This is a genomic window from Pirellulales bacterium, from assembly GCA_035939775.1.
GTDB lineage: Bacteria > Planctomycetota > Planctomycetia > Pirellulales > DATAWG01 > DASZFO01.
The window spans coordinates 1-15,488 of the sequence record DASZFO010000166.1 but is presented as its reverse complement, the minus strand read 5'-3'; the positions used below and the strand labels follow the sequence as shown (position 1 = coordinate 15,488).

Sequence of the window (15,488 nt, the reverse complement as noted above, 5' to 3'; positions counted from 1 at the left end):
CTGCTCATCGCTCAAATCCGTGGGATAGACGGCTTCCATGCCAGGTGCTCCGAAGCGAGAAAAGTTCCTCCAGTTTCAAACGCTGCGTGTAAATACTGCTTATTTCCGCGACGATCAAGACCTTTTCAAACACGTTCTAAGTAAGCCGGAACCGTAGAATTGTCCCAATTCGCGAAGTCAGCGATGAAATCGAGCAGCGCCAGCCGCAAGATTTGCATGTCCGCCGGCTGGTCGGCCGTAAGCGTAAGAGTCCCGGCGATCGCTTCCCATCGGCCGAGGCTCTCCGGCGAAGCAGTCTCGCGGAGTGCCGCGCCTTCTTCGTTGATCTTCGGCGGACAAACGCGGCTGGCAAACGGCTTGATCGCCTCGATCGCCTTCTCGCGAAACGCCGGCGGGCAAAGCTCATCAGCCGGATCGGGCCAGAGCGCCGCGCAGATTACCGCCCGACACGCCGCCAACGGCCGCCGCGCCCACCAAATATGCAGCGTCGAAATATGCCCATGCCGAATCGACTTCTCCCGCCGAGCATGCGCCGATATGCGGGCGATCGGAAGATCGACTTCGATCAGGCGCTTGGGGTATGGAGTCGAACTCATCACTAGACTTTTCCAGCAAGGATCTCGTCAACGGGGACGAAGATTCGCTTCTTCTGCACCGCCACGTCCCGAATTCGCGCGATCAAGTCGGATAGGTCAATTCTCCCTTCAACAACGCTGACGAGGTGCATTCCGTCCATACAGATGATGCGCGGCCTGTTCCCCGTTGAGTAGCCAGTCAATGCTTCGCCGCTGAAACCGTTCAGGGAGACAAAGAGGCCGAGCGTGTTGTCGAGACTGGAGCTCACTGCTCCGTCAAGATCGCGCAGGTCAGCCAGATTGACTGGCTCTTTCTGCCATTTTGCTTCGAGAAGAAAGTGGTCTCCAGCGTGTGCGAATGCTCCATCAATCTGTTCGCCGATTCGACGGAATGGCCCTCTCGGTGACAACTCGAACAGGTCAAACGTGTCGTAGAGAATATCTTCAAGGCCATAACCCCGTGCTTGGGCATCCGGGTTCTGAAAGAGTGCGTAGAAGCGCGTCTTGATTTGGTCCAGCTTGTTTCGGAAGGCAATCCCCCCCTTTGCTTGCTCAAGCTGGCGAAGGCGGGCTTGTCGCTCCTCGTCCTCGGTCCGTTTGGCGGCGTCCAACTCTTTCACTAGGAGTCGAAGATGCTCCAACCCCCGTTCGGCTTCCTTCCGACGCTTTTCTCCATCGGGCAACCAAAGCAGATGCTTGCCGTCGGTGTACTTGAGCGTCTCTTGAAGGATTTGGCGCAAGGGGCCGAGTCCCTTCGGGGTCGAATTCAGATTGTCGAGCACTGGTGACACAATATGGATCTTATACGCAGTCCAATCCTGCCCTGAGACGAGATCGCGCGGCACGCCGCAACGATCGAAAAGGGCCCGAACGTCCGTCTTCTTCCAAAAGACGTTGATAATCGCGTCTTTCATGACGGACATGACATTGTCGGGAAAGTGCGCGGTGCTCATTTGTTGCGGAGGACTACTTCGGGAGCGATCTGATAATGCTCGACCGTGACGACCGGCTGCCATCCGAGCCGGGATGGATTCTGCACCGTGTGCAATTGCGACGAGCTGCCGCAGTTGAAGACCACATAGAGCCAATAATCGCTCTTGAGCCGTTCTGAAGTGCGGTACTCGTTCTCGCTAAGCGCCACGACGCCGACGCCGGCGCGGCCTTTGACTTCGATGAATCGCACCTCGACAAATGTCTTGGGATCCTCGGAGTGCGGGCGTCGGCTGATCAAGTCGAAGCCGCGGTTCTCGGACTCGACGCTCTCGACCACCCAGCCGCGAGCCTCTTCGTGACGGATGGCCTCCTGAACGGCGATCCGCTCGATCTCCGGATCGTTGACCATCGGGGCAAGCTGGGGACTGGTCCGTTTGGGATGCGGTAAGACCCAAGCGCGGCCCAAGTGCGTGATGTCGGAAATCGTGCAATGACGCTCCAGTTCCAGCTCACTCTTGCGGCTTTCCAGGCGGTTGTTCAACTCGTCCAGATGCAGTTCGGCCTGCGCGATGATGCCGTCGAGGCCCGGGGTGGTCTGTCCAGCGACTTGACGATTCAGAAACTCACCAAGCTGGAGTTGCTGGCGGTCGATCAGGGAATTGAGGCTGATGGCGACATGTCGAGCGACGCGGGCAACTTCGCCCGACCGGTCCTGCGCCGCCGTGCCAATCCAGGGTTCCAAAGATCGCTGATAGAGGAACTGCTCGACGCGAGTGCGATTGGGAACGTCAGAATTGGCGGGAGTGGGCGTGCCGACCGGCGCGGGTGTAACTTCGTGCAGAATGGTTGGCTCGTGAATCTGCATCTCGCCCGATATCGAGGATGCAATTACGAATAACCGTCGATGCAACGTGTTGCCGCGACCATCCTTAATAGACGCCGCAAACACGTCGAGCAGCGCCGGGCTGCTGCGATGCAGATCGTAGAACACGGCGCCCCGGCGCAGGTGGTCGTCGAACCGGGCCAGGCAGTCGGTCCTGATCGCCTCGAATAATGGATGGCCGGGCGTTACCCATTCCAGCGACGGATCGCTCGGCAGCAAGGTTTTGTTGAAGACGATCTTGCCGTATTCCCGGCCAAGCCGACCGAAACGCGACTCCTGCCGGTCGCCGATCGGGAGGAGATTGCGCGGGACCTTGCCGATCCGAAACACGCCGCTGGCCTTGGCGGTTTCTTTGGGCTGCACGCCCGTCTCCGGCGCGGCTTGCAGGAAAAACGCCTCGACAATCTCCGGCACCAAGCGACGTTCCTTGGCTTCGGCCGATTTGCCGACGATGGCGGATAGATTCAAGTCCTTTTTCGCCAGTCCCTCCAAGGCGCTTTCGGTTATCGCGCGGAACCGCTGCGGGCTAACGTCGCGGACGATTCGGTCCTGAATCTTGTGTTCATCCGTGACGCGGGCATACATGTCCCGGAATAGCTTCTCCAACTGATTCGACGGGAAGATAGTGCCGACCACGTCGAAGACCTGGTCGCTCCCCAAGTCGTCCCGAATTTCCTTGAGCCGCTCGATCAGCGTTTGCAGCACACGACCTTCACGGGTATTTCGCGCAACGAAGTTGAAAATCACGCAGTCCTTCTCCTGGCCGTAGCGGTGGATGCGGCCGACCCGCTGCTCCAGGCGAACCGGATTCCAGGGAATATCGAAATTGATCATCAACCAGCAGAACTGAAGGTTGATGCCCTCGCCCGCGGCCTCGGTGGCGACCAGCACCTGGGCCGACTCCTTGAACTCCCGCTCGGCATAAATTCGCGAGCCGGGCGTATCGCGATCGCCGATCTTCATGCCGCCGTGAATCTGAGTGAGCGTCAGCCCCCATTCGCGCAGTTTGCCAAGCGGGCGTTCATCGCGGCCATCGCCAGCCAAATAGTCGAGCGTGTCCTTGTGCTCGGTGAAGACGAGCAGCCGCATCTTGGGGTTGGAGAAGATGCCCTCCTCGGTCAACACCGCTCGCAATTTATGGAGCTTCGACTGCACGTCACGGGCTTCAAGGCCCTTGGCTTGATCGACAAGCTTCGTGAGGCGGGCAATTTCCTCGCGCAAGACGGCGGGGTCGGCGGACAGCACTTCCTCTTCAAGCCGACTGACGATCTGCTGCTGCTCTTCCTCGGTCAGGTCGTCGAAGTCGTCCGGGATGCGCCGCTCAATTTGTTCCTGCCGATAGGCTTCTGGGTCTTCGAGAATCTTTTCGCGACGGTCTCGCATCCGCTCCAGGCTGCGGCGGACGGCGTAGATCGACGAGGCCATGCGGCGCTGGAGCATGGCCATTGTGAAGCCGACTGCGCGGCCGCGGGCCGATGCATCGCCGGCGGCGGCCATTGATTGATCTTCCACGTAGCGAGTCAGTTCGTCGTAGAAGTCGAGTTCCTCGCCGTCGAAATCAAAGGCCGCCGTTTGAACGTCGCGCTTCGTAAACAGCTTGCGGACCTCGCCCGTTTCTGGATCGGGAAAAGTAACGAGGGCCTCTTTCGTCCGGCGCAGGTAGAACGGCGCTTCATGGTCGCGCATCGCCTGTTGGAGGCTCTCGATGCTGCCATATACGTCGGGATCGAGCAGAGCGAGAAAGCGCCGGAAATGCTCGGGATCGCCCTTGTGCGGCGTGGCGGTCATGAGCAGAAAATGGTCCGTCATCTTCGACAGGTTTTCGCCCAGCCGGTAAGCGTATGTCTTGTGGTCCTCGGACCGGGCGCTCATCTTGTGGGCTTCGTCGACGATCACCAAGTCCCAGCGGGAGCGAAGCAAACTCTCTCGGGCGTCTTCCACGACGGACACCCAAGAAACCGACGTGATGACCTGGTCTTTTTCCTGCCACGGATTCTGGCCGTAGTTGGCGCGGAGAACGTCGCCTCGGATCACGTCGAACTTCTCGCGGAATTTATCGGTGAGTTCGCGCTGCCATTGGAACGTGAGGTTGGCGGGGCAGACGATCAGCACGCGGCGCACGAGGCCGCGAGCCTTGAGTTCCTTCAGGAGCAGGCCCGCCATGACCGTTTTGCCGGCGCCCGGATCGTCGGCCAGCAAAAACCGAATCCGCGGCAGCTTCATGAAGTAGCCGTAGACCGCTTCCAATTGATGCGGTAACGGATCGACGCGGGCAATCGACAGCGAAAAGAAGGGATCGTATTCGTAAGCTAATCCGAGGCGATGGGCTTCGATGCCGAGCCGAAATAGCCGAGCATCGCCGTCGAACGGAACGCTATCTGACGAAACCGAAAGCTGAGCGATTTGAGTCGGCGACAGAACGGGATCGAAAGTCAGGCCGGAGTTCAGCCCGCGGCCGATGATCTTCAGCGACTCCCCGAGCGAAACGGTGGCGAGCACCTCCACCGGCTCAGGAAGCGTGGGGCCACGGACAATGCTGCCCGCCCGGATTGTCGTCGCGCCCAGCATGTTGAATGCCCGCTTTGAAACGAAAGACATCCCCGGCAAATAGCCAGAGTTCTGCCTCTAAAACCAATTAAGCTAGCAACTTACCAGACGGATCGGCGCGGCGATAGTATCGGCGAGAGTCACTAATCCACACGCTCCTGCGATCATATGATGACTGCTGCCGACCACTCGACATTGCAGTTCTTACGCGATCCAGAATTCATTGCGCGTCGGCTGCCAAAACCGTTGTGTTGAATTGACCCGAGAGGTGAATTACAGCCACCTTTGGCAATCTGTCGGTCTTTCCAGCCGAGGCACAACGGAGTTTGGCGACGCGCAGTCACAGACTTGGCACAATGGATCCGATTGATTGACTCTTGGCGCGAGCCGCGAACCTTCGTTTGAGTCTCGCCGTCAACCTAAGTCAGCCATGCATTGGCATGATCGAAAGGGGCAAAGCGAATGTCTTCTATCATTACCTTGGCCGATGAGGGATATCGCCAGTTCGGTCCTCTGCCTGCCACTGGCAGTGGCCAGACCGCTATCCAGATTGCCGAGGTTGCGAGCAGATTTGCCGATTATCAAGCTCATGGCGAGTGGGTGCGTCGCCGAGCGCGTCAGAAGGCTCGGTCGTTGGTGCCGGCCATCGAGATAATTGATGTGCTAGATCGCAATGCCGACCTAGGTGGCAAGCGACTTGACTTCATCGACACGTACTTCCACTCTGAGTTCGCGACAGTCGATTCGCCTCGCTTGACGACGGAACCAGACATTCTGTTGTCCCTCATGTCAGACGCCAGGAAGCCGCCGCGCTGGCGCGGAATGTATCGCTTGCACCAAGCCATTTGCCTTGCAGGACCACAAAGGCTCCGACCTTTGTTTCGCGAGTACGTCGCCCCGTGCTTTTTTGAGCTTTTCCCCGAGGGCCGGATCGCGGTATTGGGTTTCAACCCCATAAACGATTGCGCGGCCGCTCTGATGCGAACGTTGTATGCTGCCGCACAAACACCGCTTAAGGATCTCGCGGCGAGCGGATTCGATGGCATCCAGACGTTGCAGGAATGGCACACGAACTCGATTGCTCAGCTCGCACCGGTATTGCTCGAAATCTTTTTCCGCCTCTTCTACCCGTACGTCGGCGGCTATCGTGGAGGTCTGGTTGGTCTGGATTTCCTCTTTCTATTCGAGCCTGAAGAGAAGTATTGCCCACCGCTCTACCCGCGCGACTGGCTCGCCATCGCCAGCAACGCTGCAGAATTCGGCCGTGAAAAGACCGACTTCTTTAAGGCTGTTCAAGATTTCCACGGCCCAGAGTGGCAGCATGCGGCGCACCAACGCGTTCAACATGAAAGGGGTCATCCCGTCTCCGAGCGTTTGGCGTTGGTGCGTTGGTATATTGATCGCGTGAATCGCTTGCTATATGAATTGACCGACATCGCCAACTTCACGTCAGGAAATGACGCGCTTAACGCGATCGACCCCGTTTTCGCATTCGAGCACAGTCTCACTGTGGATCGGCTGGCGCGTAAGACGCTTCTGGCGATGTCCCTGCAAGAAGTCGGGACGGCAAAACAGTTGGTGTTCGAGGTCGCCGATCTCTACGATGGCCTGAGCCAACTGTTCGGCAATCACTCGGGCGGCGCGGGATACTTCAAGCAACTCTTCAACACCGAACAAGGTCCAAGCCTATTGGCGGACCGCCTCCGCCAATTGCCGGCTCCTTTCGATACAGAATTGACTGCGTGGTCCGAACAAATCTACCGCCGAATCGAAGATACGATCGTCGGCTCCGTATGGTTCAAGTCGAAAGTGACGCCGCAGGGTGTGCTGGTTCGCGATAAGCAATTGACCCAGGAGAATCCGGTGCCGCGTCCGGAATTCGTAGCAGAATAAATGAGGGCTTATCGGAATTCCCACCACGGCTACTTCTCCGCTGACGCAAACTCGAACAACCGACCCTCTCGCTACTTATTCCTGGTGGACGGCAACCTGCCGGCCGAAATCATGGCGCTGCCAGCCCTCTGGTGGCTCGCATATTTGGCCGACCCTGGCATGATAGGTTGGAAGCACCTGCCGATCGGCGCGTTTGTCTGAGTCGAACGCGTCGGCCGGACAGCGACTCGCCGGTCGAGCATTGGTTGGCTGCGACGATTTAGGTCGGCTCGGGCCGCGACTACACGGACCAGTTGGCGATCAATTCTTGGCCGACTTGCCGCGGGGGAGAAATCCGCAGCCTTGCCCGAGTAATCTGTATTCGCTATCCCTGAGTAATTCGACTCAATTCACCGACTCGCAGTCATCGTGAAAGGTCCTCGCATCACAGTCGTGGGCAGTGTCAACGCCGACATGGTGGTCAAGTCGACTCGGCTCCCGGCGCCGGGCGAAACGGTAATCGGAGGCCGGTTCATCATGGCAGCCGGTGGTAAAGGCGCTAATCAGGCCGTCGCGGCCGCACGACTGGGCGCCGACGTAACCTTAATCGCCAAGGTCGGCCAGGATTCGTTCGGCGACGAAGCGATCGCCGGCTATTGCCGCGAAGGCGTCCGGACCGACTGGATTCTTCGCGATCCGGAATGCGCGACCGGCGTGGCGCTCATCCTGGTGGATACGCAAGGAGAGAATCTGATCTCGGTGGCTTCGGGCGCCAATCACCGACTGACGCCGGAGGAAATCGAGCAGTACGCCGAACAGATCCGCACGGCCGGCGTGCTCATGCTCCAATTGGAGATCCCAATAGACACTGTCTGCCGGGCGGCACAGACTGCCGCCGCGGCCGGCGTCACTGTCATCCTCGACCCGGCTCCGGCGATGTCGTTGCCGCTCGGCCTCTTGAACAACGTGGATTACCTCACGCCCAACGAAGCCGAGGCGGCCCAATTGACGGGTCTTGCCGTAAACGACGAGGTGACAGCACGCAGCGCAGCCGAGCAGTTGCTCGTCGCCGGGGCGAAGCATGTCATCGTTACATTGGGTGCCCAGGGCGCGCTTCTGGCCGGCCCGAACGGCATTGTGCTTATTCCGAGCGTGCCCGTGGATGCCGTCGATACCACCGCTGCGGGCGACGCGTTTAACGGCGCCCTTGCCTGGGCGCTGGGCCAAGGGCTGTCGCCGGTAGAGGCTGTGCGGAAAGCGTGTTTGGCCGCGGCGTTCTCGACGACTCGACTCGGTGCTCAGCCTTCGCTGCCGACCGCAGAGGAGTTGCACGCCTTCATGGAATCGCTCAAGCCGAGCTAGCAATCCACGATCGGGCGCGGGTTGCCGAGCGTGCCGGCGTCGCTCGTCAAACCGAGGTCGCCGAAGAAATCTTGTGAACCTCCCGGCACCCAGCGGCGTCTAATGTGTTGAATCGACGACGTACGATCTGCAAGCCGGCAGATCAGGTCTACTGGCATCAGTTATTCCGGATACGAGGTTCCCATGGTTTGGTTACGGCTGAGTTCGATCCAAGAATGCATAGCGAGGTTTTACTCCGCGCCCGCCGCGGGTAATACGTCGCTCCCCTTGCGCTTGTGACGCTCGGCCAACACCAAGTATGCCAACAACTTGAAGGCCCGGTGTCGTGAGCGACGCCGGGCTTTTTTCGTTGGCTTTTTGGACGGCATTCGCGGGTTGGTAGCTGAGACGGTATAGCGCCTGGCTGAAGACCAGGAGACGAGGATTCGAGCGCCTCCCGACCCACTGGCAGCGAGATCATTGCGGCTCGTTCGTCTATCGGTTCGAGGATCCCGCCCTTTCAAGGCGGAGAGATGGGTTCAATTCCCATACGAGCTACTGAGGAACAAAACACTTCGGGATGTGGGGCAACGGTGGCCCGCGTGCCCTGGGAGCACGAGAGCGTGGGTTCGACTCCCACCGTCCCGATTGCGGTCCGGTGTTGTAAGGGAAGCATGGCGATCTGATATGTCGTCGGCGGTTGGTTCAACTCCACCCCGGACTACATTGCGGAAAAAGGAGAACAACAATGCGGCGCACATTTCGGCTCAAACGCATACGCCCACTCCATCCTCGGGGTCGTGGCGTAACGGCAGCGCTTCCGCCTTTTAAGCGGGAAGGTAAGGGTTCGACTCCCTTCGGCCCCACTCGGCTAGAGAATTCTGGCCTCAGCGACGGCGCGTAGCTCAGCGGTGAGAGCAGGTCTCTTATAAGGACCAGGTCGAGGGTTCGACTCCCTCCGCGCCCACTTTGCGCGCAGCAAACGAAAAACCAGCAACGGGATCAAGGTGCTAGCGGCAGCATGCCTGGCTCTTAACCAGGTCGGTGAGGGTTCGAGTCCCTCTGGTCCCACTGAAAACAGAATGGCGATTGAAAGCACTGGTCGTCCAGCGGCGAGGATCCCGCACCCGAAATGCGGCGACGTGGGTTCGAGTCCCACCCGGTGCTCTGGCTCTTTGACAATTCGATCAGGATTCATGGCACCCATGATGTAGCGGCAGCCTACTGCCTCGCCATGGCGGATGCCCGTCAAGCAGGAGATCACGGGTTCAAATCCCGTCGGGGACGCCTTTTGAAAAATGGCACGGTACGCAAACCGGCAAAGCGGCCAAGCTCAAACCTTGGTGACTGCGGGTTCGACTCCCGCCTGTGCCACTTGTCGGGTCGTGTTCCTCACGGCGGCCTGTAAAGCCGTTGTCGCAAAACAGTGAGGTGGACGACGAGAGGTTCAATTCCTTCACGACCCATTGCGTTTCGGCCCGTTAATCTATCGGTTCAGGACGGCGGCCCCTCACGCCGCAAGGGCGGGTTCGATTCCCGCACGGGCCACTAACCAACATGACCAAGCGGTGAAACTGGCGGGCACCGACCGAAGGTTGGTCGGCGCGATGCCCAGAACGTCGTGCCAATAACAAAGGCGTAGGAGTTCGACTCTCCCCTTGGTCACTCGAAACGAATCGACGCAGGTGAGCCAGTGCTCAGTGGAGTCTCATAAGCTCCAAGCGCCGGGTGCGACACCCGGACCTGCAACTTGGCGCGGCTGTGGCAGGCGCGCCGCATGGCCGGGTACGCAAACTGGAAAAGCGGCGAGGTAGAGAGCCTCGTGACTTTGTGGGTTCGACTCCCACCTCGGCTACTTGAGCGATAACAATCCGATCCCGTGGTCCAGCGGCGAAGACGCCTGGGTGACAACCAGGAGAACGGTGGTTCGATGCCATCCGGGATCAATTGGATGACTGCGGTCTGTAGGTGTTTCGGCAGCACGCCTCCTCGGTAAGGAGGAAGACCGGGTTCAATTCCCGGACGAGCAACTGAGCACGGCTGACCTAAGTCAGCCGAGCGGAGGGCGGTAGCAACAAACAAACACTGGGGGCTGCTGGTCCAACGGAAAGACGCCTGCCCTGCAAGCAGGAAATCGGGGTCCGATTCCCCGGCGGTCCACTACGAAAAATCGGGCCTATGGTCCAACGGGACGACGCCAGGCTGGCAGTCTGGAGATCCGAGTTCGACTCTCGGTGGGTCCACTGAAAGGAAGAAACGGAAGGTAGCCGGATACGGTTGGCCGGGCCGCTTTGCTAAGGCGGTTCTCGCTTGTCGAGATGAGGGTTCGACTCCCTTGCCTTCCGCTGGGTCGGTCGAGATGGATTATGCCCCGATGGTGAAATGGATGATCATCCCCTGCTTCTAACTGGGTGTTCTGGGTTCGAGTCCTGGTCGGGGTATTTGAAGTTAAGAAGAGACGGAAGGGCAACCCGATTGGCGACGGGACCCGGTTGGAAGCCGGTCGAGCGCGACAAGCCGCCTTGCGGGTTCAAATCCCGCCCCTTCCGCTGCATTGACCATATATGTGGTGTCTGTGGTGTAGCGGTTTCTGCACGGCTGGCTGTGAACCAGAGGGTGGCGGTTCGACTCCGCCCAGACACCCCTGAGGTGGAAAGGAAGTGGATCATGACCAAGGTACTCCAGCGTCCGACACTGGTCCTAAACCGCAACTGGCAGCCGGTGAACGTGGCCACTGTGGCCCGGGCGCTGGTGCTGGTTTGGAATGACCCGGCACGGGTTGTCGATCCGGATGATTACCAGCTCTACACCTGGGCCGATTGGTCAACGATCGCGCCGGGCGAGGGCGACCTGTTCATCCAGTCCGTGCGGCAGCGGCTGCGGGTGCCGGAGGTGATCGCGCTGGCTGACTACGACCGGCTGCCGAGTGCCGCCGTCAGCTTCAGCCGCCGCAATATCTTCAAGCGGGATCATTACACCTGCCAGTATTGCGGCGCCCAGCCGGGTAGCGAAGAGCTGTCGCTCGACCACGTCGTGCCGCGCTCGCGGGGTGGCCAGTCGAGCTGGGAGAACTGCGTGCTGGCTTGCATCGCTTGCAACAAGCGGAAGGCCGATCGGATGCCGCGGCAGGCGGGCATGAAGCTCCGCAAGCTGCCGGTGCGGCCGACCTGGAAGCCGATGTACGCCCGCGAAAGTGTGCGGATCGAAAGCTGGTCGCGGTTTGTCAGCGAGGCGTACTGGAACGTCACGCTGGAGAAGTAGTCGTGACGCCAGCAGCCCCGGCCGGGACAAACGACCGGCCGGGGATTTACACGAGTGTGCTCCTGGGAGAGCAAGCGGCCTCCAAAACCGCCCCACGGGGTTCGACTCCTCGCACTCGTGCTGTTTGGAAATGCCGAAGTGGCTCGACTGAGAAAGGCGCCGGTCTTGTAAACCGGTTGATGCTGGTGCGAATCCAGTCGTCGGCTCTTGATGGTCGATTGGTCCCGATGGTGTAGCGGATCGCATTGGACCCTCCGAAGGTCCAGGTCCTGGTTCGACTCCAGGTCGGGATATTGTGTTGAACTAAAGCGACATCGCCTTGCGAGTGTGCCGGATCAGCACGGCAGTCCTCGAAACTGCAAGACGGGGTTCGATTCCTCGGCAAGGCGCTTGCGGTGACGAATATATCTGTCCTCGGAGTGTGCCGGATTTCGCACGCGACCCTGCGAAGGTCGAAGGCCAGGTTCGATTCCTGGCGAGGACATTGACCAAAAACTGACGCTGGAGCCAGACGGCACGGCAACCGCCTGCAGAGCGGTTTGAAGTGGGTTCGACTCCCACCGGCGTCTCTCGACCCTCCGACTGCCGGTTCAGACTACATCGGAAAAATGCTGTCCGAACCAATTCCTCGTTGGATGGTCATTGAATCAAGCCCAACTGACCGTCGGGACTACATCAACACCCTGTGAAGGTGTGCCGCAAGGCACGATGTCTCGGCAACACTTCGTCGGGCATTTCACATCGACGACAAACACAAGGGCGACTGCCGGCTGGAGTACATGGCGAGAGCGCGTGCCGACGTCGGCACGAGGCGCGGGTTCGAGTCCCGCCCGTGAGATTGATTTTCGTGAGGCTCACGGTAGCTCAGTTCAACCTCTGACCATAACTTCGTCGCCTTCAATACAAACAAACCGACTGCCGAATCGGAGTACATGCCTCATAAGCCGGGGGTTGCGGGTTCGAGTCCCGCCGGCGCCATTGACGACCGTCTCGTCGCGCCGTAGCTCAATGGCAGAGCACCGTAAGTCTCTGATCAACACCTCGTCGGTCTTTGAATACACGCCCGACTGCCGGCGCGGAGTACATGGTTTTTCGAGTTCGATTCTCGACGGCCCGACTGATTGAAGTGGATTCCGGGCCGAATTCTGTGCAACTGTTTCGTCCGGCGCGTTTTTTTAACCCGTAGTCCGACTGACCGAGTGGATTCCATCCACCAAGGCGGTCCAGGCTTTGGCCTGGGCCGTGATGCCGTGGGAGGTGGGAGCCTCCCAGTACCTCACGGTATTGGCAACTCTGCTCAACCTTCGTCGGACCACATTTTTTGGAAGGAGGCCGAAGATGGCCAACAAGACTTTGTTTTCGAGCGTCAAGAGCCTGTTCCGCCGCGCGGATGCGCGCAACGAGGCGGGCGGTGCGGCCTATCGCCTGGCGGCCAAGCATGCGCTGGCACAGTTGGCGGCCACGGGCTGTTTCAACGGCACTTACTACGCCGATGCGGACGATCAGCTTGCCCAGCTTTTGGCACTTGCGGCCGAGGTTGACGACAACTCGTTCCTCGCCAAGCTGGCGGTCTATGCCCGCGAGCGGGCCTTGATGAAGGACATGCCGGCGGCGCTGCTCTTGATTCTGTCGAAGCGCGACACAGTGCTCTTTCACCGGGCGTTCGATCGCGTCGTGGATAACGGCCGTGTGCTGCGCACGATGTTCCAAATGCTGCGCTCTGGGCAGTTCGGTCGCAATAGCCTCTCGCACGCCATGCAGAGTGCATTTCAGCGCTGGCTGAACGGAGCTTCGGTCGAGCGGTTGCTCTCAGCCTCGATCGGCAACGACCCGAGCCTGCGCGACGTGCTGCGCCTTGCCCGGCCGACGCCGCAGGACAACCCGCGCCGCGCCTTGTTCGGCTGGCTGACGGACAAGGAACCGGCCAAGTGGGCACCGGCCACCGAGGACGATCTGCCGCGGCAGGTCCAGGCGCTGACCGCCTATCGCAAGGCTGAAACGGTCGAAGCGCAGGTCGAGATTCTGCAGAACCTGGAAGTTCGCTGGGACCTGCTCGCCGATGCGGCTAAGGGTCCACCGGTCTGGCAGGCGATTGCCCGCAAGATGGGTCCGCAGGCGCTGCGGATGAATCTTAATACGCTCGTTCGGCACGGCGTCTTTGCTGGTGTGGAAGGGGCCGAGATGGTGGATTACGTCGCCGGTCGCATCGAGGATGCAGACGAAATCCGCCGCTCGCGCCAGTTCTCGTTTCAGTTCCTGGCCGCGTACTTGAACGCATCCGACGAGGTCTCGCAGAAGATCAAGGCCGCACTGCACAAGGCGGCGGAGATCGCTTGCGGAAACGTGCCGGAGTTGCCGGGACCGGTGTTGATCGGGTTGGATGTCTCTGGCTCAATGCATTCAGCAGTCACTGGCCGCCGCGGTCGCGGTGCGACGAGCCGCATGCGCTGTGTCGATGTGGCAGCGCTGTTTGCTGCAGCCATACTGCGCCGGAATCCGGACAGTATCGTCGTGCCGTTTGACAACCTCGTTCACGAGGCCCACGTTGATCCTCAGGACACTATCCTGAGCCTCGCGGAGCGGCTGGCCAAGTATGGTGGTGGCGGCACGAACTGCTCGCTTCCGCTGGCCAAGGCCAATCGCGATTGGCCGCGAAAGCGGTTCGTCGGCTGCGTGCTGGTCAGCGACAACGAGAGCTGGATCGGCTCAGGCCGGCACGGCTCAACGGCGGTGCTGACCGAGTGGCAGGCGTTTGTGGCTACCCAGGTTCGCCTGCACGGCGAGGGCCTTACGGGTCCGAAGCTGGTTTGCATCGACGTGCAGCCGTTCGTCACGACGCAGGCGCCGGATCGGACCGATATCCTGAATGTCGGCGGCTTTAGCGATGCCGTGTTCAAGGTCGTATCGGCGTTTCTCCGTGACGACGCGGCACGGTTCGTGGCGGAGGTCGAGGCGATCGAGCTGTAGATGATCGACGTCCACGGCGCATGAGAATGCGCCGTGGACTTTTTTTTGCGCCGTCGGGCCTGCTCCGACTGAACCGGCTCAAACCGGAAAACCGATAAATGGATTGATACACCCATGCAGAGGGGGTTTGCCTTCTCGACCCGCCGTCAGTGGCTTTTCACGCTGAAGCTGCGGAGATCATTTTCATCGGCGCTGTTTGGCCGCGGCGAATCCGCGCCGCCAGCATGTCGCCGGTCTTTTGCTAGCACCCCTGGAGCCGCCGCCCCGATGGAACCCAGCACCGAGTCCATCCGCGATCTCGTTCGACGCACGCTCCGTGATCTAGGGCCGGCGGACGCCGAGTCGCTGCTGACGCTGGCCGGCTATTACGTCGGCCGCGAGTTCAAGTTCGCGGGCGTGCGGGCCGTTTGGATGGCCAGCTCGGGGCAGATCAGGTTCAATGGCGACGACCGCCGCGTCTTGCGGGTCGTGGCGGTCGGAGCGCCGCGGCAGGCGAAGGCGGCGTGACGGGGAGGTCTCACTGGCCGGAGGCGGGCGAAAGCATCGAGCTAGCCGCGGCGAACACGCGGCCACACGATCCAATATCGCGCATCCCCGTCGCCATGCTGACGACGAACGACTCCACGGCGTTCGAGCGCCCGAAGTTCAACAAAGATCTCGTCGCGTTCCGCAAACGCATCAGCACCGACTTCGGCCGCGATTTCGTGCCAGCCAAGTTTGCCGTCTTGGCGGCGGATCAGATCGCATATCCTTTCACTGACGGATTTAGCTGGGATGTTGTTCATCGCGGAAGCCTAGCAGATTTCAGCCGGTCGATGGTCCGAATTCCAAGCGGCCGTTGTTGGAATGTCGGCAATTGGCAACTGCTAGCAATATCAGCGGCCCCGCCGGCATCGACGGCGACGGCGGGGCAAACCGGGTTGCCTGATTACGGCGACGACGAGAGCCGTCATCGGCGCTTTTCTCACGCGAGGTCGGGTAGAATCGCGGGCATGAGTGTACGGGAACTTCAGACGCACTCGTCCACGAAAAGATCCTCCATGAGAGTGCTGGCAAAGCTAGCAACGATCCGCAGCCGCGAAGTAGGCATAGATATATGGTGTGGTTCC

11 protein-coding genes and 21 tRNA genes are annotated in these 15,488 nt (G+C 60.1%); 28 read left to right on the top strand and 4 right to left on the bottom strand.

Features of this window, described 5'->3' with window-relative positions; all coding sequences use genetic code 11:
- Window positions 1–125 precede the first annotated feature (125 nt).
- Genes VGY55_11265 through VGY55_11255 form a run of 3 tightly spaced genes read right to left on the bottom strand, consistent with a single transcriptional unit; the run spans window position 126 to window position 4,989 of the window.
- Window positions 126–596 (bottom strand): DUF1156 domain-containing protein, encoded by a 471-nt coding sequence (locus VGY55_11265; protein HEV2970539.1) that lies wholly within the window; start codon window positions 594–596, stop codon window positions 126–128.
- A 2-nt stretch (window positions 597–598) separates the two neighbouring features.
- Window positions 599–1,528 carry a restriction endonuclease gene (locus VGY55_11260; GenBank protein ID HEV2970538.1) on the bottom strand — a complete coding sequence of 310 codons (930 nt, stop codon included), beginning with the start codon at window positions 1,526–1,528 and terminating at the stop codon, window positions 599–601.
- Window positions 1,525–4,989, bottom strand: coding sequence for a DUF3883 domain-containing protein (locus VGY55_11255; protein HEV2970537.1), 3,465 nt, complete (start codon window positions 4,987–4,989; stop codon window positions 1,525–1,527). Before VGY55_11255 ends, VGY55_11260 begins: the two co-directional genes overlap by 4 nt.
- A gap of 582 nt (window positions 4,990–5,571) precedes the next feature.
- On the opposite strand from VGY55_11255, the gene VGY55_11250 reads away from it, so the two are divergent.
- From VGY55_11250 to rbsK, 3 genes are all read left to right on the top strand, one after another.
- Entirely contained in the window at window positions 5,572–6,831 is a 1,260-nt protein-coding gene (locus VGY55_11250; GenBank protein ID HEV2970536.1) for a hypothetical protein, read from the top strand.
- Window positions 6,832–7,032 (top strand): hypothetical protein, encoded by a 201-nt coding sequence (locus VGY55_11245; GenBank protein ID HEV2970535.1) that lies wholly within the window; start codon window positions 6,832–6,834, stop codon window positions 7,030–7,032.
- Between the two features lie 207 nt (window positions 7,033–7,239).
- Window positions 7,240–8,172, top strand: coding sequence for a ribokinase (rbsK, locus tag VGY55_11240; protein HEV2970534.1), 933 nt, complete (start codon window positions 7,240–7,242; stop codon window positions 8,170–8,172).
- Here rbsK and VGY55_11235 read toward each other — a convergent pair.
- A complete protein-coding gene (locus tag VGY55_11235; protein HEV2970533.1) occupies window positions 8,169–8,330 on the bottom strand; it encodes a hypothetical protein in 162 nt (53 codons plus the stop codon). The genes rbsK and VGY55_11235 overlap by 4 nt on opposite strands.
- 214 nt (window positions 8,331–8,544) lie before the next feature.
- Between VGY55_11235 and VGY55_11230 the strand changes: the two genes are divergently transcribed.
- From VGY55_11230 to VGY55_11110, 25 genes are all read left to right on the top strand, one after another.
- Window positions 8,545–8,616: transfer RNA gene (locus VGY55_11230), tRNA-Phe, on the top strand.
- Between the two features lie 19 nt (window positions 8,617–8,635).
- Window positions 8,636–8,709: transfer RNA gene (locus VGY55_11225), tRNA-Glu, on the top strand.
- A gap of 18 nt (window positions 8,710–8,727) precedes the next feature.
- Window positions 8,728–8,799: transfer RNA gene (locus tag VGY55_11220), tRNA-Pro, on the top strand.
- Window positions 8,800–8,803: 4 nt separating this feature from the next.
- Window positions 8,804–8,875 (top strand) — tRNA-Ile (locus VGY55_11215).
- Window positions 8,876–8,945: 70 nt separating this feature from the next.
- Window positions 8,946–9,017: transfer RNA gene (locus tag VGY55_11210), tRNA-Lys, on the top strand.
- 29 nt (window positions 9,018–9,046) lie between these two features.
- Window positions 9,047–9,118, top strand: a tRNA-Ile gene (locus VGY55_11205).
- A 31-nt stretch (window positions 9,119–9,149) separates the two neighbouring features.
- Window positions 9,150–9,222: transfer RNA gene (locus VGY55_11200), tRNA-Lys, on the top strand.
- A gap of 24 nt (window positions 9,223–9,246) precedes the next feature.
- Window positions 9,247–9,318 (top strand) — tRNA-Ser (locus VGY55_11195).
- 133 nt (window positions 9,319–9,451) lie between these two features.
- A tRNA-Leu gene (locus VGY55_11190) sits at window positions 9,452–9,525 on the top strand.
- A 101-nt stretch (window positions 9,526–9,626) separates the two neighbouring features.
- Window positions 9,627–9,699, top strand: a tRNA-Glu gene (locus VGY55_11185).
- Window positions 9,700–9,930: 231 nt separating this feature from the next.
- Window positions 9,931–10,006: transfer RNA gene (locus VGY55_11180), tRNA-Leu, on the top strand.
- Window positions 10,007–10,024: 18 nt separating this feature from the next.
- Window positions 10,025–10,097, top strand: a tRNA-Val gene (locus VGY55_11175).
- A gap of 143 nt (window positions 10,098–10,240) precedes the next feature.
- A tRNA-Ala gene (locus tag VGY55_11170) sits at window positions 10,241–10,311 on the top strand.
- Window positions 10,312–10,323: 12 nt separating this feature from the next.
- A tRNA-Ala gene (locus VGY55_11165) sits at window positions 10,324–10,394 on the top strand.
- A gap of 15 nt (window positions 10,395–10,409) precedes the next feature.
- Window positions 10,410–10,496, top strand: a tRNA-Ser gene (locus VGY55_11160).
- Window positions 10,497–10,519: 23 nt separating this feature from the next.
- A tRNA-Arg gene (locus tag VGY55_11155) sits at window positions 10,520–10,592 on the top strand.
- Between the two features lie 19 nt (window positions 10,593–10,611).
- Window positions 10,612–10,700 (top strand) — tRNA-Ser (locus VGY55_11150).
- Between the two features lie 20 nt (window positions 10,701–10,720).
- Window positions 10,721–10,794 (top strand) — tRNA-His (locus VGY55_11145).
- A gap of 24 nt (window positions 10,795–10,818) precedes the next feature.
- On the top strand, window positions 10,819–11,412 hold the full coding sequence (locus VGY55_11140; protein HEV2970532.1) for an HNH endonuclease: 594 nt from the start codon (window positions 10,819–10,821) through the stop codon (window positions 11,410–11,412).
- Window positions 11,413–11,544: 132 nt separating this feature from the next.
- Window positions 11,545–11,618, top strand: a tRNA-Thr gene (locus VGY55_11135).
- Window positions 11,619–11,909: 291 nt separating this feature from the next.
- A tRNA-Cys gene (locus VGY55_11130) sits at window positions 11,910–11,981 on the top strand.
- Window positions 11,982–12,405: 424 nt separating this feature from the next.
- A tRNA-OTHER gene (locus VGY55_11125) sits at window positions 12,406–12,530 on the top strand.
- A gap of 220 nt (window positions 12,531–12,750) precedes the next feature.
- A complete protein-coding gene (locus VGY55_11120; protein ID HEV2970531.1) occupies window positions 12,751–14,379 on the top strand; it encodes a TROVE domain-containing protein in 1,629 nt (542 codons plus the stop codon).
- Between the two features lie 267 nt (window positions 14,380–14,646).
- Window positions 14,647–14,886, top strand: coding sequence for a hypothetical protein (locus VGY55_11115; GenBank protein ID HEV2970530.1), 240 nt, complete (start codon window positions 14,647–14,649; stop codon window positions 14,884–14,886).
- Window positions 14,887–14,981: 95 nt separating this feature from the next.
- Window positions 14,982–15,488 (top strand): hypothetical protein (locus tag VGY55_11110; GenBank protein ID HEV2970529.1); only part of this gene is annotated, 507 nt, incomplete at its 3' end.

Excerpts from the sequence above, each read along its gene's own strand:
- VGY55_11265 (HEV2970539.1), bottom strand. The coding sequence starts at position 596 with ATGAGTTCGACTCCATACCCCAAGCGCCTGATCGAAGTCGATCTTCCG.
- VGY55_11260 (HEV2970538.1), bottom strand. The coding sequence starts at position 1,528 with ATGAGCACCGCGCACTTTCCCGACAATGTCATGTCCGTCATGAAAGAC.
- VGY55_11255 (HEV2970537.1), bottom strand. The coding sequence starts at position 4,989 with ATGTCTTTCGTTTCAAAGCGGGCATTCAACATGCTGGGCGCGACGACA.
- VGY55_11245 (HEV2970535.1), top strand. The coding sequence starts at position 6,832 with ATGAGGGCTTATCGGAATTCCCACCACGGCTACTTCTCCGCTGACGCA.
- VGY55_11235 (HEV2970533.1), bottom strand. The coding sequence starts at position 8,330 with ATGCCAGTAGACCTGATCTGCCGGCTTGCAGATCGTACGTCGTCGATT.
- VGY55_11140 (HEV2970532.1), top strand. The coding sequence starts at position 10,819 with ATGACCAAGGTACTCCAGCGTCCGACACTGGTCCTAAACCGCAACTGG.
- VGY55_11120 (HEV2970531.1), top strand. The coding sequence starts at position 12,751 with ATGGCCAACAAGACTTTGTTTTCGAGCGTCAAGAGCCTGTTCCGCCGC.
- VGY55_11115 (HEV2970530.1), top strand. The coding sequence starts at position 14,647 with ATGGAACCCAGCACCGAGTCCATCCGCGATCTCGTTCGACGCACGCTC.